A 16,988-nucleotide genomic window follows, 5' to 3' on the forward strand; every position below is an offset into this window, starting at 1 on the left:
TAAAATTCAAAAACACAATTGTTATTGTCAACAGATAAGTTAAAATTGAGACGAGGTTAGCGATTATATAAGATAGTAATCGTCAATGCTCAAGACTACAATGTTTGTTAAAAAACAATAGGGTATAAGAGCAATTTATCTTTTAAGTTTAAATCGAGAGAAAACTTTTTAAGTAAGGAAAAGTCATCAGTAAAGCAAAAAGCTTCTGAACACTTCGATTGCTCAAATATTTAAGTTAAGAAACTTTTTACAGTTGGTTGTTAACTATTTCAATCAAAAAACACCTACAAAGTAGGATTTTATAACCCAGTAGCTTTTACTTTGTTTTTATGATTTTATAATTAATTTAACCCTCACTTATGAGCAAATTTACTATTATTTACGTTACCTTAAATCAACTCAAAAGCTAGTAATTTACTGTACTAGATTACAATTAAGTTCTATTCAAATCTGCAATGCCATTTTACAAAATTTTATCTCATCTAACTAAGTCTTTCAAAACTAAGTATTTCCTACTAAAAGCCTAGTATAAAACTTTTAGAAGAAGGAAAATTAATGAAAATAATTTATATATTTTCTTTTTTACAGATATACAAAAAACAGTACAGTAACATCATTTTCTAGGGCATAAGCTCCACAATACGATTGTAGCCAAATCAATGGAAAATATTTTTGTATAATGGGAATACTCTACAATATATAAGATAATTTTATAATTCAATGTTATGAATTATAAAAAGCAATCCCAATCATTTTAAATTAACCAATTTTGTACAAAACTAGTACTTTTTTTAGAATAAATACTTTTAATTAAAAACTAATATAATAATGCTGTTCATCAATTAACAATTTCCAAAATTAGTCTGGCTCACAGGACAATTCTGTAAAATTAAGACTATGTTTTATATCCATAGTACGAGACCTCAATAAGTGCTGCTTTTAGCATAGAGTTGCTGCCTCCCTGTATTGCCCTAAGGTTTTGTATAATTAACATTTGCTTAATTTTTTTTCTGTAAAGATCGAAAATAAAGTAGCTCAATATTGTTTATATTTAATATATTTCGAATAGGATGATTACATTTTTTAAAAAACTAGTAATATTTTTAATATATAGCCACTTTTATAAAACCATTGCTAATTAGTTTTATAAACTTATTTTGCTAATCAAAATAGAAAAAATGCTTTTTAATTAATTTGATATTATTGTCAAATAACAAAATAAAGTTACACCTTAAATTACTGTCCTATTTTCGTATTTTAAAAAAATAAATTTATGGAAATTAGTCTATATATAGATCAACAATAAATAGGATTAACAATAAAAGATAAAAAATAATAATATAAAATTAGGTTTTAGCTTTTGCACAGTTGCTAATTATACATGAAAAAAGTACCTCTCTAGTTCCCCAAAAAATAAGATTGCTATCTTGCTTTAAGTCATCTAAAAAATCATCATTATCATCTTTTATATAAGTTATGATTTGTTGTGAATCTCCCCCTGTTAGAATCACTGAACTGTCGGAAAATTTTTTCAACCAATCTTTAATAAATGTTTTAATTCCCGCTAAGATAGCGTGGACAATACCACTTTGAATCGCCTCAGAAGTTGTCGTTCCCCAAAGGATAGGTAAACTTATCGGCAATACTTCTTCAGATAAAGCAGCCGTATTATTAGCTAGAGATTTAAACTGTAACCTTAATCCCGGTAAAATCGCTCCTCCAACTAAAGCTTGATCACCATCAACTCCTGTAAAAGTTAAGGCTGTTCCTGCATCAATTACCAGACAAGGAAATCCATAAGTTCTCCCAGCACCCAAGACCGCTAAAGCACGATCAATTCCTAGAGTCGGATAAAGTTTTTGTAGAGGTATATGTGCTTGAGTAATAATTTTTATCTTTGGATAAGTTTCCCATAATTGGGTTTGGGAAAGAACCACAGAAGTTAAATAAACTGGTAAATCATCTGGTAATTGGGGAAGTAATAAATGTTTAGGTAATTTATTAGTTGTAATAGGTTTAGATAAATGAGGAGTATCCCAAGTTGTTTGCAGTTTATCTTTTTTAAAATACCCCCAATGGAGACGAGAATTGCCTACAACTAGAGCAAAATATGGGGATGAATTTGAAATATCAATATTCATATCATCACTGAATACTAAATAATTGTACTTTTCAGTATTCCATCATTCAGTGATTTATGATTTTACTTGAACAATGGATTATACAATAAAACTATGTAATTCTCCTGACTAAAAAACAGCTAATACCTTTTTATTTTTATTGTCAAAGAAATTTTTTATTGGAACTTAAATAAGAATTCTAATATGAAAGACAGGCTACTCCTTTTATTTGTACTCTTAGAGTTACTTTGATTTTTTCAGAATAATTGACTTTAGTTAAACTCAATGCAGAATATCCATTAGGGCTTTTTTTAAATTTGGATATTGATACTTAAACCCTATAGATTTAGTTCTTTTGGGTAAAACTTGTTGGCCTTCTAACACTATTTTTGACGCGTCTCCTAATAAGAATTTTAAAACAAAATCTGGAACAGGTAGCCAAGAGGGGCGATTCATAATTTCCCCTAAAGTCTTACACAGTTTACTCATACGAACAGGATGAGGAGATGTAGCATTAAATGTCCCTTCAACATCATTTCGCTCAAGAGACTCAATGATTAAATTAACTAAATCATCTAGATGAATCCATGAAAACCATTGATTACCTTTTCCCAACGGTCCTCCTACAAACAATTTGAATGGAGGAATTATTTTTGCTAATACTCCTCCATCACCCAAAACAATACCAATGCGCAAGATAACTAATCGAACACCTGCCTGTTTCACCTCGTTAGCTTCTGTCTCCCATACTTGACAGACTTGAGATAAAAAATCATCCCCAGGGTCACTATCTTCATCGAAGATACTTATTTCACTTGTTCCATAATAACCAACGGCTGAGGCATTTACTAGAACCGATAATTTAGTCTCTGCTTGAGCAATAGCTTCGACAATTTTTCGGGTTCCTAACTGGCGACTTTCTAGAATAGCTTTTCTATTTTCTGAGGTCCACCGTTCCACGATGGGTTCCCCTGCCAAATTTACTACTGCCTCACAACCAGAAATAGCTTTTTGCCAATCTCCTGATTCCATTGGTTGATAAGAAATAATTTCCAAATTAGGAAATCGAGAAGCAGGATACAGTTGTTGGGCACGATTAGCATTACGAGTAAAAATTAACAATTGATGCCCGTCATTTTTTAATTTTTCAACTAATCGACTACCAACAAATCCAGTGGCTCCAGTAATAGCAATTTTCATAAAAAAAAAGGTAATAAAATAACTAAATTTTTAACTAATTTAGAGTATACTTGCAACCAATACTATTAACTATCCGCATAGAAATGTTCAACACTCCCAATGATTATCTTGTTCAATTCAAAATACACATTTCACTCGTTGTAACTCACCAGCACTATTTCCAGCCTAAACTATTTTTGAGTAAGAAAGGTTGAATTATAAATTCAATCTTCAGAATTAATCAAACGCAAATCTCCATAAACTTGTTCCTGAAAACTACTGAATTATTCTAGATATTTCAGACTTTATAATTGTCATTGAAATACTACTAATAACTTTCTCTACTCCATGGCATAGACTGACATCCTTGAATACCACTAAAAACCTTAGTAAATGGCTGATAATAGCAATTATATCTCATTAATTACAAACTATAAAATCTGTTTCTCAAAACTCATAGGGATAAGGAATAACAAAATTATCTGTTTTCTTACCCCTCAGTGAAAACTGAAAATTATTCAGCTCCTCCTCCCTGAATTTTAAGAATCAGGAACCCCCAAGCCAAACCAACCAACACGAGAACAATACATAGAATTGCTCCGTTGAACATCATACTTTCTGCACTCATCTTAATTGCTCCTTAACGAATCGATAAATATCAATTTTTGCTGTGATTCTAGCTGCCAATAAGTTCTCCGATCTTGGTCGAACATAATTAGCAGCTCAAAGGTGCTAACAAACGTTAAGCTAAAATTGACTTATCTATGCAATATTATTGTAGAACATCAAGGCGACATTGTCAGATGCAACCTCTTAACTTGACAACTCCATTAACAGCTAAAATTATCAACCAACCTAACTCCTACTGTCTTCATTTAGCCGTAACTATGGGTGACCCTGGAGGGATTGGGGCAGAAGTTATCCTGAAAGCGTTGGCCGATCCTTCAATTACTGAAAATTGTCGTTTAACAGTGTTTGGTACGCGGTCTATATTAAAAAATACTTATCAATTATTGCAGACTACTGGGGAGTCATTAGCTGATCCTGAGTCTTTGTCTGTGGTGGATATTCCTCTCGATAAGACAACCTTATCCAAGATAACCCTAGGAGAGGGAAATCAAGCCAGTGGTAGGGCAAGTTTTGCTTATTTAGAGACGGCTATTGACCGTACCCTAAAAGGTGAGTTCCAAGGCATTGTGACCGCACCTATTGCTAAGTCTTGTTGGAAGGCAGCAGGGCATAATTATCCTGGACAAACAGAGATATTAGCCCAAAAAGCAGGTGTAGAGAAGTTTGGAATGTTATTCATCGCACGATCGCCCTATACAGGATGGACATTACGAACTTTGTTAGCCACTACTCACATTCCTTTATGCCAAGTTTGTGCAACTTTAACTCCTGAATTAATGACCTTAAAATTAGAATTATTAATCAACTGTTTACAACAAGATTTTGCTATTAAAAACCCTAAGATTGTTATTTCCGGATTGAATCCTCATAACGGGGAACAAGGACAGTTAGGAACCGAAGAAAAAGACTGGTTATTCTCTTGGTTGGAGACTCAACAAAAGCAACATGAAGATGTTGAATTAGTAGGGTTAGTTCCTCCTGATACCATGTGGGTTAAACCTGGAAAAGCTTGGTATGGAAGTCGATTAGAGTTAATACAAACAAGTAGTAATTTACGTAATAGCTCAATTTTAACTAGGAAAGACCTAGGAGATGGTTATTTAGCGTTGTACCATGATCAAGGGTTAATCCCCGTAAAATTAATGGCTTTTGATCAGGCAATTAATACTACTATTGGGTTACCATTTATTCGAACTTCCCCTGATCATGGAACTGCTTTTGATATTGCAGGTAAAGGAATTGCTAGTGCTGCAAGTATGAAAACAGCCATTAAATTAGCTTCCAAGTTGGCTTATCATCGGTTTACTTAGTGATAGTTTTTTGCTTTGTTTCTATAAATATTTTCTTTAACAGAAGAGCAAACTAAAATTATTCCGTATTCTTGCATATTATTTATTATTTTGTTTTTATAACTTTTCTTTTAATAAAAAAGCAAAAAATTATTACGTTAGAAAAGTTAATTAAAGTGAGAGGCTCTATTAATGTTAGTTCGACACCAGAAGCAAAATTTTATTGATGTCTGGTGCTATGAATATGAAATTCTGTCTTGATCTCATTGAAGTAAGGTCTAATCTAGATAACTTCTACCAAAGATTTGAATAACATTGTTGTTCTGCTACTCAATTAAAAACATTTATTTTATAAAAAGATTCCATTCTCATTTGAAAACAGGTGTAATAATGATTCTTGTAATCGCTTTTTATGATCCAGTATCTTGAACTTTTAAATAATTAAATACATTATAGGTCATCCCTCATTGCAGAAAAATATTTCCTACCTAATCTAGTTGGCTATAATCGTTTTGTGGAGCTTATGCCCTGGATAATGATGTTAATGTATTGTTCTTTACAGACTTGCAAAGTATAGATTATAAAAATTAGTTTGATGACTCCACTCCGATAGAAGTCTATCCCGTTTTCTGGTGTTCTTTTAATAGCTAACTATTAAATTTCCAATTGTTTATAGTTACTATTTCAGATAATCTTCAATTTTTTCTAATTCTGACTTAGATATTAAAAATTACAACCACATTTTTAAGTTGCGTTGAACTTATCTTTACTTAGATTAGAAAAGTTAGTTGGTACAGGATAGAATCTCTAGGATAGAAGTACACTAATTAAAACTTGGGATGGAATCTCTATCATTGTTCCTGATTCTAAGTTTTTAGAAAAAGTCCCTAAATTTACAACAGCCCAATAAGTAAGTGGTATAAACAAAAAAGGTGGGAAACACCCACCCGACTGAAAATATAAGAAAAATCTGAACTTAGTAATCAAAGTCTCCGCCACCAGGAGCGGCGCCTTTGTCTTTCTCAGGTTTATCCACTACAATACACTCTGTAGTCAGGATCATTCCGGCAATAGAAGCTGCATTTTGCAGTCCAGAACGGGTAACTTTAGCAGGGTCAACTACGCCGACGGCGATCATATCAGAAAAATTACCCGTGGCTGCATCATAACCAACGTTAAATTCTTTCTCTTTCACTCGTTCGGCAATAACAGCACCATTCTGACCAGCGTTTTCAGCAATACGCTTGAGAGGAGCCGTCAAAGCACGGGATACAATCATTGCTCCGGTTAATTCCTCAGCTATTAGGTTGCTATCAGCCCACTTTTCCAGTTGAGGAGCCAAGTGAGCTAGAGTCGTACCACCCCCAGGAACAATTCCTTCTTCAACAGCCGCTTTAGTAGCGTTGATGGCATCTTCTAGGCGAAGCTTACGATCCTTCATTTCTGTCTCGGTAGCTGCTCCTACTTTGATCACAGCTACTCCACCAGACAACTTAGCTAAGCGTTCTTGAAGTTTTTCTTTGTCATAGGAAGAGTCACTATCTTCAATCTGACGACGAATTAAATCGCAACGGGACTTCACTGCCACTTCGTTTCCTTCGGCTATAATGGTGGTGTTATCTTTGGTTATAGTGATTCGACGGGCAGTACCGAGCATTTCTACTTTAGTGTTTTCTAACTTAAGCCCAGCATCTTCACTAATTACCTGACCGCCGGTGAGAACAGCGATGTCTTCCAGCATTTGCTTGCGGCGATCACCGAACCCAGGAGCCTTAACCGCAGCAACCGTTAGAACACCTCGTAAACGGTTAACCACTAGTGTAGCTAGGGCTTCTTTCTCGATGTCTTCAGAAATGATAATTAAGGGTTTTCCTTGGCGAGCAACTTGTTCTAAAACAGGAACTAAGTCTTGTACCAAGGTAATTTTTTTATCGGTGATTAGAATACAAGGATCATCCAAGACCGCTTCCATACGTTCGGTGTCGGTCACAAAGTAGGGAGAAATATACCCTTTATCGAAGCGCATCCCTTCGGTAATTTCTAATTCTGTAGTCATGGACTTTCCTTCTTCAAGGGAAATAACTCCCTCTCTGCCTACTTTATCCATGGCGTTAGCGATCATCTGACCTACTTCTTCATCATTCCCCGCAGAGATAGCCCCCACTTGGGCGATGGCCTTGGAGTCTTCAATGGGTTGAGCGTATTCAGCAATTTTTGCAACTAAGAATTCTGTAGCCTTATCTACACCCCTTTTGAGGGCAATAGGGTTGGCTCCAGCAGCTACATTGCGTAAGCCCTCTTTAACAATTGCGTGAGCAAGAACAGTGGCAGTGGTAGTTCCGTCCCCAGCTACGTCATTGGTTTTTGAGGCAGCTTGACGAATCAAAGATACCCCGGTATTTTCAATATGATCTTGCAGTTCAATTTCTTTAGCGATGGTAATTCCATCATTAATAATTTGGGGTGCACCAAATTTTTTCTCGAGAACAACGTTCCGTCCTTTAGGTCCTAAAGTAACAGCAACGGCTTCGGCAAGAATGTCCATGCCCCTTTCCAGGGCGCGGCGCGCATCTTCATTGTAAACAATAGATTTAGCCATAGAATAAATATGCCTCTTGTGAGTAACCTTTGAGTAAACAAACAATAGATGTCAATCTTTGCGTATAGGTGCAAGCAGCTTATATCTTGCTGACCTTGACTGACTTTTCAATGAATCAACGGGGATATAGATTACCCTTGCTTTAAGCTTAGGCAACTGCCGCTAAGATATCCTTCTCGGATAACAATACATAATCCTCTCCGCCAAGTTTGATGTCAGTTCCAGCATATTTGGAGTAAAGAACCTGGTCGCCTACTTTGACCTCAACTTCAGAACGGCTACCATCATCATTACGTTTACCAGGTCCAACGGCGACGATTTCACCAATTTGGGGCTTTTCTTTAGCGGTTTCGGGAAGCAAGATGCCTCCGGCTGTCTTTTCTTCGGACGCATTGACCTTGACAAATACGCGATCACCAAGGGGTTTAACTGTTGAAACGTTAATATTGATTGCTGCCATGTATAAATCCTCTAGGATTTGATTTAAGGTTAAATCTCAGAAGGTGATGTATCTTATAAAATTAGCACTCTCACCTCATGAGTGCTAATCTAGCGAAATAGAGGTGAGCGTGGCAACAGGTGGTTGTGTACGGGTTTCCGAACTGATATAAAAAGATGCTTGGTTGACTATCGTCTACAGTCGTAACAAATATTGTAGGAAGCTAAGTTTTTCTTAAGTTTTGTTACTTTTATTTAAATTATTATTTATTTTTGCCTGAAAACTTTCTGTTTTCACTATATTATCAGGACTCTTTTGAATTTTGAGTTTTTCTCTTGAGTGGAATAATTTTGTCTTATTGTCAAACTTTTTTATTAAAATTTAATAAAAAAAATACTCTAATCTAGATTGATTTCAGCAAAAAATATTTTTATAAAAAATAAAATTATCTTTTAATTTAGTAATATTTTTTAAAAAATTTATTTAGAATAAAAAAAAAGTATTAAGGTATAATTTTTAAAATTTTTTTTGTTAAAAGAGGAAAAATAATTATAGTAATTTGCTAAAAATAGAAGCAGTAACAGTTATGCATTATAACTGATTTAGTGTTATTTACTAAATAAAAAAATATAAAAAATATATTTTTAATTTTCATGATTTAATTTTTTATTTCTTTTTTAAGAAAAAACTTTATAGCAACCATGATTAAACGCACTTTTTAATTAAACTGTCATAGACAATAGAGATATAATTTCCAATATCAAAAAAATATTTTTTACTATATAATTCCTAAACAATTAAAGAAAAAATCTCCTAAATAAAATAATAACCAAAGGTCTAAATAGTGTATTTAAGTTAATTTTATCAATTTAAATATACTTTAAAAACAATCAAAAAACTAGTGACAGTTACTGAGCTAATCGTTTTATATGTCGGAAAAAATAAAAGCCTTATCTCTCTCTGTTAATAACAATACTTTATGTTGATAGCCTTAAAATAGATAATCAATTGTTGATACTAGAGAAATTAGCTGAAACTTTAGCTAATAGAATTACTAAAAATTTTATAAGCCTAAATTATGTCTAAAAGTTATTAACATTTTTGTTGATTGTCAATGACAATTTATTATTTCCAAGTAACTTAACTAAGTATTTACTTTTTTGCGTACTAATCATTTTGTTAAAATGATTAGTACGTTGGCATTAAATTTAATAACTCTTTTATTAGAAAAAAAAGTTTTAGTTTTAGTTAAAAGCGATCTTTAGCAGAGATAAGCACCGAAAAAACTAGCAATATTTATAAAGTTTTTAGAAATAACCTAATTAAAAAGTAAGATTTTAAAAGAAAAATATTATACCGTTACACAAATAATTATTAAAATTAATTAAAAATTAATCATATCTTTGTTGCTGAATAACTTATTGCCAACGATTTATAGATAGGATTAATCAACAGTATTAACGGCTAACTAGATCTTAGAGAAAGTGATTAGAAAGTAATTATTAATTATATCATTTTTATTGAGGAATAGATTGAAGCCAATAACAGTGGAGTATTGTAATCATAGCATATTTTATTGTTTGTGTCTGATCATCTGAACATATTAGGATCAATCAAGATAGAATACAATCTGAAAATGAATAGATAGTTTTTAACTCTGGGTTATAACTCTTATATCAAAAATAAGTTTAGTATTTATAAGATGGTTGTTTACGATTTGTTATTTACTTTTCTTGTTTATTTTGAATTAATTCTCTGAATAGATAGAGTTTTTTAAAAAAAATTATTTAACAAATTTTTTTAGAATGAATTGTTTAAGAATAGCTAGAGTAATAGAAGAAATTTCATGACCTCCATTAAATTCATGGTATTCAACCATTGCACCGATATCTATTAAAGTATCTTTAGCTTTACGGCCAGCTTGGATTGGAACTACTATATCTTGTATCCCATGGATAATTAGAATAGGAGAACAAGGAAATTGAGTAGCTTGAGGTCGAAAATGTAAATAACCACTTAAACTACAAATACCAGCAAGAGGTAATTTTAAACCAACATCAAGGGACATTGCACCTCCTTGAGAAAAGCCGGCAAGAACTGTCCGGGATAGGGGAACCCCCGTCTGATTTTCTAAAGAAAATAACCAATTTTGCAAAAGATTCTGACTTTGAGATAATCCCTGATAGTCTAGAGTTTCTAGGACGTACCAAGCTCGTCCTCCAGGAACTTCAGGGTGGGGGAAGGGTGCATTAGGAAAAATTAGCTGACAATCCTCCAAAGATAACATTGAAGCTAAGGGAGCTAAGTTTTTGGCATTAGCTCCCCAACCATGTAACATAATTAAAAGAAACTGGGGAATTTTTCCATCAGTAGGTGCAATAGAAATAGCGTTTAAAGACACTAAAGATAACTCCTCTTCAAAAAAATAGTTTTATCCATTATTGATCGTTGTTAACCCATGAAGGTAAACTAATTTAAGTGTTTTACAGACATTCTTATCAGGCAAGCAAAAAGGAGTTAGTCTTGGAACAGACATTTGTTATGGTCAAACCCGATGGAGTACAACGTGGCTTAATTGGCGAAGTCATCAGTCGTTTTGAAGCCAAAGGCTTTACCCTTGTAGGACTCAAACTTGTGCAAGTCTCTAAGGAATTAGCTGAAGAACATTATGATGTTCATAAAGAACGGCCTTTTTTTAGAAGTTTAGTCGAATTTATCTGTTCTTCGCCAGTAGTAGCCATGGTGTGGCAAGGAAACGGGGTGGTAGCTTCTGCTAGAATTGTTATTGGAGCAACAAATCCCCTAACGGCTGCGCCAGGAACCATCAGGGGTGATTATGGAATAAGTATTGAGCGTAATCTGATTCACGGTTCTGATGCTATTGAAACTGCTGAAAAAGAAATTAGTCTCTGGTTTAATAACAAGGAATTAGGCAGTTGGGAACCTACTATGACACCTTGGTTGCATGAGTAGTTTAAGAATCTGTTTACCTTTGTTTTCAATTGATTTATAGTGAACACGCTCACACGAGAAAAATTTGCTTCCCTTTTCGTGTGAGCGTGGTTGTACTTTTAGGTATTAATCTTATTTCATTGGGCCTTATGATAGCATTACTATTGATATGTTAAAAAAACATGTTTAGAATTGGAGTAAAGAAAAATTTCATCAATCCTCACTTTACTTTTATCATCATAGTACATTGACAAAATGACAGTTTCATAAAATTATTAAAAAATTATTAACTGCGCATACTAATGCTAAACTTTCTTAGTGGAATGTGCAAACTTGATAGAATACACAAAGACAATTATCAGAATTATTTGGATTAAAACTTAAAAGAGAATAAAGACTTTAAAGATAATTTTTGTATGTTGAATTTTTTAAAAAATTATCCTGATAAAAATTGCGTAATTTCTCAGTAACCGAAGAACATTATTAGTCTTCCTAGAAGATCGAAATACTTCGAAAACCCATTCTCTGATTCTTCAATGTGTAAGTATTTTTCAATACAGACTTACATCCATTAAGTTCGATGAATTTCTTATGGGGTTTCCTCAAATAGTTTTGAGCCTATCAAGTGATTCTAGCTATTCGCCAAAAATATTTACTAAAGAAACAGTAAATAATCTAAAGATTTTTTTAAATTCATATGAAGATTTAACATCTATAAAAAGCAGAAAAAATCGCTCACTGATAAGAAACTAGAAATCACTTATATTAATCCTGGTGAATACCAAGAATTTTAAATTATTGTTAGTTATTTTTCTTAATTTATGAGATTGACATAAATAGCTAAATCCTAGATGATGTTAGGCAGTGTGTCTAAATCATCCCTGCTCGGATCAGGTTAAGACATCGATGTAAAAGCAGAATAGATGAAAATCAACAGGCAAGACCTAAACTCTGCTACCTGTACGGCAACTAAAAAAAAGGACAGTTTATTGAGTATGAGTTACGCTATTATTGAAGCGGGTGGCCAACAGATTCGCGTTGAACCGGGTCGTTTTTACGACATCAATTATCTCGGAGTCGACCCTGACAGCTCTTATACTATTGACAAAGTTTTATTAGTCAATGATAAAGAAGAAATTAGGATAGGACAGCCTTTTGTTGAAGGTGCGATCGTTGAAGGAAAGATTCTAGAACATCGGCGAGGACGTAAAATTATTGTCTATAAGATGCGTCCTAAAAAGAAGACTAGGAAAAAAAGAGGACACCGCCAAGAACTGTCTCGCTTGATGATTACCGCTATCAAAATTGATGATAGAGTCATCGGAGAAAACTCAGAGGGTGTATCGATGGTTACAACAGAAATTATTACCCCTGAGGTGACAAGCACCATTGACGGAGAATAGACTTCTAAAATAGAAATAACTTCATATAAAAGGATAGGAAAAAATGGCTCACAAAAAGGGGACAGGTAGTACACGAAATGGTCGTGATTCAAGAGCGCAAAGACTTGGGGTTAAACGGTATGGTGGTCAAATTGTTAGAGCTGGAAACATTCTAATTCGTCAGCGGGGAACTAAAGTTCATCCAGGGAATAATGTTGGTCGTGGTAGTGATGATACTCTCTTTGCTTTAATTGATGGAATTGTCACTTTTGAGCATAAAACCCGTAGTCAAAAAAAGGTAAGCATTTACCCTGTAGCGACTGAATAAATTGCCACAGAGCGAAACAATGTCCTCGGTAAATCGACCTGAATATTACTTTGATTAGGTCTATGTTTGCGGCAGTAAACATTCTCATAATTGATTGTAGGACGGGTGTTACCCGTCCCGGAGTCCTCATCTTATCAATTGTTGTAGAGTAGTTACAAATTTGGGGTAAGAAACTGCCACCGCTTGTGCACGGTGAATGGTGGTTGGTCCCTTAGCCATGAGGGCGGCAATCGCTAAACTCATAGCAATACGATGATCTGTATAACTATCTAATTCACACCCTGTTAGGGGAGTTCCCCCAACAATTTCCAAACCATCGGGTAATTCCGTAATCTTAGCTCCCATACGGTTTAATTTGGAGGCCATGGCCTCCAAACGATCGCTTTCTTTAACCCGCAATTCTGCCGCATCTTTAATAACAGTTGTCCCTTGGGCAAAAACCGCCGCCACCGCCAAAATAGGGATTTCATCAATCAAACGAGGAATAATCTCTCCTTCAATGACACAAGCTTTCAAAGAACTCTGTTTCACCCGTAAATCCGCCACAGGCTCCCCTGTAACCACTCGTTGGTTTTCGAGGGTAATATTAGCTTCCATCATATCCAATACTTCCAAAATACCGGTTCGAGTTGGGTTAATCCCCACATTTTTAATAACTAATTCTGACCGTGGAACAATGGACCCAGCAACTAGCCAAAAGGCTGCGGAACTAATATCTCCGGGAACTACCACTTTCTGTCCAGTTAGGGGGGTTCCTCCTGTAATGGTTACGCTGTGGGTCGACGGATCAATATCTAAAGTTGCTCCAAAAGCCTGTAACATTCGTTCGCTGTGATCTCTAGATAAAGCAGGTTCAGTAACCGTAGTTTTCCCCTCAGTCATCAATCCTGCTAGGAGAATACAAGATTTAACTTGAGCTGATGCAATGGGAGAATGGTAATGGATGGGGGTTAGATTATGTCCTTGAATGGCAAGGGGAGCTAAGGAATTGTTGTTTCTCCCCCAAATTTTTGCTCCCATTTTCTGCAAGGGTTCAACCACACGAGACATAGGACGTGATTGCAAAGAATTATCTCCCGTGATGCAAAAAAAACGACCTTGATGAGATGCTAGTAACCCTAACATTAACCGCATAGTTGTTCCTGAATTGCCAGCATAAAGGACATCTAGGGGTTCTTGTAAGTTTGCTAGTCCTACCCCTTTGACAGTGATGCGGTCACTATTTAGGGGAGAAATTTCAGCACCCATTCTTCTAAAACAAGCGGCAGTGCTGCGGGGATCTTCTCCTAATGATAATCCTTCAATGATGGTTTCCCCTTGAGTGATCGCTCCTAATATTAAAGCGCGATGGGAAATCGATTTATCCCCAGGAATTTTAAGAGTTCCCTGTAGAGCTAATTCCGAAGACTGGAGATCAACAATTAAATCTTGGTGATTAGCAATTGTTTTGATAGTAATAAAAGGAGATGACATAAGCTGGATAATTGTTTACTGGTAAATATTTACTAGAGACGTTAGAGTCTAACAGACTATGTAATTTAGTACATAATTTAACAGTTTCATCCCGCTCCAGCGTTTATTGAATTTCAAGACCGTATAAACGCATAATTAAAATGGGAACGAAAATGACCATCATTAGATTTATTGGTCCACCAACCCTTACAAAATCTAAAAAGCGATACCCCCCTGGAGTGTACACCATGGTATTAGTTTGATAGCCAATAGGAGTTGTGAAACTATTAGAAGCAGCAAAAGTTACAGCAAACATAAAAGCATAAGGATTTAGGTTTAAGGTTTCGGCAACTTGAACTGCGATAGGAAACATAAGAACAACAGAAGCATTATTTGATAAAATTTCTGTAAGTATCGAGGTAATTAAAAAGAAGAATGTTAATATCCAATATCCTGATATATTTCCCCCTAAATTAACTAAATGATTGGCTAACCATTCGGTTGCCCCCGATTTATTCATAGCGGTTCCTAGAGGAAGTAATCCTGCCAAAAGAAAGATAACATCCCACCGTACGGAACCATAAATTTCTCCAGGTTTTAAACAACGTGTAAAAATCATCATTAAAACTCCTGATAGACTACTCACTAAAATTGGTAATAAATTGACAGCACTTAGGATAATTACACTACTTATGATTCCTAAAGCAGTCCAAGCTTTATCTTGTCTAATTGTTTCTAAATTTCGCTCTTCTAAGACTAACATTTCTCGAGTTGTTTGCAAACCAATAAAACTTTGTTTAGGACCTTGAACTAACAATAAATCTCCAAATTTTAAAGAAACTTTTCCTAATCTTTCTCTGACTAGTTCTTCTCCTCGCCGGACTGCTAGGACCGTAGCATTATAGCGCTGACGAAATTTTATATCTTTTAAGGTGGAACCAATTAAACTGGAGTTAGAAAGAATTAATATCTCAGCTACTTTCTCTTCGCCTGTGTTAATTTCTTCCTCAAGAGTTTCATTATTAAATTGAACATTTGGAAAGATTTCAATTCCTTTCTCATCCTTGATCTTTAGTAAGTCTCCCTTATTTACTCGGACTAGTAATATATCACCTACTGAAATTATTTTATCAGCTAACGGTTGAGGAAAACGGGTATTATTATGAATAATTTCAAGAACATCTAAATCAAACTTTCTCTGAATTTCACTTTGGCAAAGAGTTTGTCCAACTAAACTTGAACGAGGTGTAATAACAACTTCACTAACGTAATCTTTAAGGTTATAACTTTCCCCCAATGAACTACTATTAGGAGGTTTACGGTCAGGTAAAATTTTAGGAGCAATAATTACTAAATAACTTAAGCCAATTATAAAAGTTATTAACCCTAATTTACTAAATTCAAATAACCCAAATTCTTTGTATCCTAATTGTTTAGCCAATCCGCTAGCTAAAATATTGGTTGAGGTACCAACAAGGGTTAACATTCCTCCTAATATTGAACAATAAGACAAGGGAATCATTAATTTAGAAGAAGAAATATTTTGTTTTTTACTCCACTCTTCAATCATGGGTAAAAATATAGCAACTACAGCTGTGTTATTAATAACAGCTGTAATTGGGCCTACAATAATTCCTATAATAAAAATATTTTGGTTAGTGCTTTTTCCGCCCCACTTTATGAGCCAATCTTGTATTACTTGAAGTGCACCAGTGCGAGTGATTCCAGCACTTAGGATAAACATTGCCATGACAGTAATAGTTGCAGAATTTCCAAACCCAGCAATACCTTCTTCAGGAGTTATTATTCCTGAAAGCATCAGAATTACAACAATAGTAATAGCTGTTGTATCAGGAGGAAATCGTTCACCAATAAATAGAATTAATGCGAAGAGAACAACCCCTAATGTGAAAACAATTTCCATAGTATTTAATGGTTCAAGATAGAGATTAATCAAAAGTACTAAAAGTATTTATATTGATAGCTAATTATTCTCAAAAAGTTATCAATAGTTTAATAAATCGCACCATTTTAATCATATTTATGATGTTACATAACATTGATTTTGTTGATTTTTAAGTAAAACTTGTTAAGTTTACCGTCAAATCTTTAAATTTTTCAGAAAATTTTCCTCTTATAGAAAAAATTAAGATAAATCCTTTTTTTCAGAAAATGTGAAAAAGATGGTCAAATCTACTAGTTATCACCCAATCAAGATTAATTTTAATCAATCTTGATCTAAATTAACCTTGATCTAAATTAACCTTTATGTGATTATTTTTTTGTTGCTCCTCCAGTAATTGTCAGGAACAGAGACGCGCAAACACGATGAAAGCTATGATCTTGCCCCTAAACATATGAACATACAATTGGGGTGAGGTAATTATTTTGGTTTCATCTGTATCTCTTGCTATTACACCTATCAAAATATTAAGCGAAAAAAAGTATTGATTGTTAGTTTTCCATAAACCGCTTAGGTCGTCCTCACTAGTTTGACAGTATCCTCTAACTGCGAAAATCATATCTAACTAGTAGTTAACACTCCGTCAAAGTTTAAAGCAAGCTGTACGAATGAGACCTTATTAGAAATGGGTTTATCTTTTCCTTGAATGTTAATC

General features: G+C 34.2%; 12 protein-coding genes. 4 read left to right on the forward strand and 8 right to left on the reverse strand.

What is annotated here, in order from left to right; translation table 11 throughout:
- Positions 1–1,346: 1,346 nt before the first annotated feature.
- From RGRSB_RS07025 to petM, 3 genes are all read right to left on the reverse strand, one after another.
- On the reverse strand, positions 1,347–2,141 hold the full coding sequence (locus tag RGRSB_RS07025) for a pantothenate kinase (RefSeq protein ID WP_119260430.1): 795 nt from the start codon (positions 2,139–2,141) through the stop codon (positions 1,347–1,349).
- 261 nt (positions 2,142–2,402) lie between these two features.
- On the reverse strand, positions 2,403–3,320 hold the full coding sequence (gene thyD / locus RGRSB_RS07030) for a thylakoid membrane protein ThyD (RefSeq protein ID WP_119260431.1): 918 nt from the start codon (positions 3,318–3,320) through the stop codon (positions 2,403–2,405).
- A gap of 493 nt (positions 3,321–3,813) precedes the next feature.
- Positions 3,814–3,927: a cytochrome b6-f complex subunit PetM gene (gene petM, locus RGRSB_RS07035; protein WP_119260432.1), complete on the reverse strand. Its 114-nt coding sequence runs from the start codon at positions 3,925–3,927 to the stop codon at positions 3,814–3,816.
- Positions 3,928–4,186: 259 nt separating this feature from the next.
- On the opposite strand from petM, the gene pdxA reads away from it, so the two are divergent.
- Complete coding sequence (pdxA, locus tag RGRSB_RS07040) at positions 4,187–5,239, forward strand: 4-hydroxythreonine-4-phosphate dehydrogenase PdxA (protein ID WP_232014612.1); 1,053 nt, start codon at positions 4,187–4,189, stop codon at positions 5,237–5,239.
- A gap of 955 nt (positions 5,240–6,194) precedes the next feature.
- On the opposite strand, the gene groL is transcribed toward pdxA, so the two are convergent.
- From groL to RGRSB_RS07055, 3 genes are all read right to left on the reverse strand, one after another.
- Positions 6,195–7,817 carry a chaperonin GroEL gene (gene groL / locus RGRSB_RS07045; RefSeq protein WP_119260434.1) on the reverse strand — a complete coding sequence of 541 codons (1,623 nt, stop codon included), beginning with the start codon at positions 7,815–7,817 and terminating at the stop codon, positions 6,195–6,197.
- 148 nt (positions 7,818–7,965) lie between these two features.
- Positions 7,966–8,277 carry a co-chaperone GroES gene (groES, locus tag RGRSB_RS07050; RefSeq protein WP_119260435.1) on the reverse strand — a complete coding sequence of 104 codons (312 nt, stop codon included), beginning with the start codon at positions 8,275–8,277 and terminating at the stop codon, positions 7,966–7,968.
- A 1,762-nt stretch (positions 8,278–10,039) separates the two neighbouring features.
- A complete protein-coding gene (locus RGRSB_RS07055) occupies positions 10,040–10,657 on the reverse strand; it encodes an alpha/beta hydrolase (RefSeq protein ID WP_119260436.1) in 618 nt (205 codons plus the stop codon).
- Positions 10,658–10,779: 122 nt separating this feature from the next.
- Here RGRSB_RS07055 and ndk point away from each other — a divergent pair, with 122 nt between their 5' ends.
- The 3 genes from ndk to rpmA all read left to right on the forward strand — a co-directional run bounded on the left by ndk (position 10,780) and on the right by rpmA (position 12,918).
- Entirely contained in the window at positions 10,780–11,229 is a 450-nt protein-coding gene (gene ndk, locus RGRSB_RS07060; RefSeq protein ID WP_119261001.1) for a nucleoside-diphosphate kinase, read from the forward strand.
- Between the two features lie 974 nt (positions 11,230–12,203).
- Complete coding sequence (gene rplU, locus RGRSB_RS07065) at positions 12,204–12,611, forward strand: 50S ribosomal protein L21 (protein WP_119261002.1); 408 nt, start codon at positions 12,204–12,206, stop codon at positions 12,609–12,611.
- Positions 12,612–12,654: 43 nt separating this feature from the next.
- Positions 12,655–12,918 (forward strand): 50S ribosomal protein L27, encoded by a 264-nt coding sequence (gene rpmA, locus RGRSB_RS07070; protein WP_119260437.1) that lies wholly within the window; start codon positions 12,655–12,657, stop codon positions 12,916–12,918.
- A gap of 126 nt (positions 12,919–13,044) precedes the next feature.
- Here the strand turns inward: rpmA and aroA are convergent, their stop codons facing one another.
- Positions 13,045–14,391 carry a 3-phosphoshikimate 1-carboxyvinyltransferase gene (aroA, locus tag RGRSB_RS07075; protein WP_119260438.1) on the reverse strand — a complete coding sequence of 449 codons (1,347 nt, stop codon included), beginning with the start codon at positions 14,389–14,391 and terminating at the stop codon, positions 13,045–13,047.
- Positions 14,392–14,494: 103 nt separating this feature from the next.
- A complete protein-coding gene (locus RGRSB_RS07080) occupies positions 14,495–16,294 on the reverse strand; it encodes an SLC13 family permease (protein WP_119260439.1) in 1,800 nt (599 codons plus the stop codon).
- Positions 16,295–16,988 lie beyond the last annotated feature (694 nt).

The sequence above is a fragment of the cyanobacterium endosymbiont of Rhopalodia gibberula genome, from assembly GCF_003574135.1.
Lineage (GTDB): Bacteria > Cyanobacteriota > Cyanobacteriia > Cyanobacteriales > Microcystaceae > Rippkaea.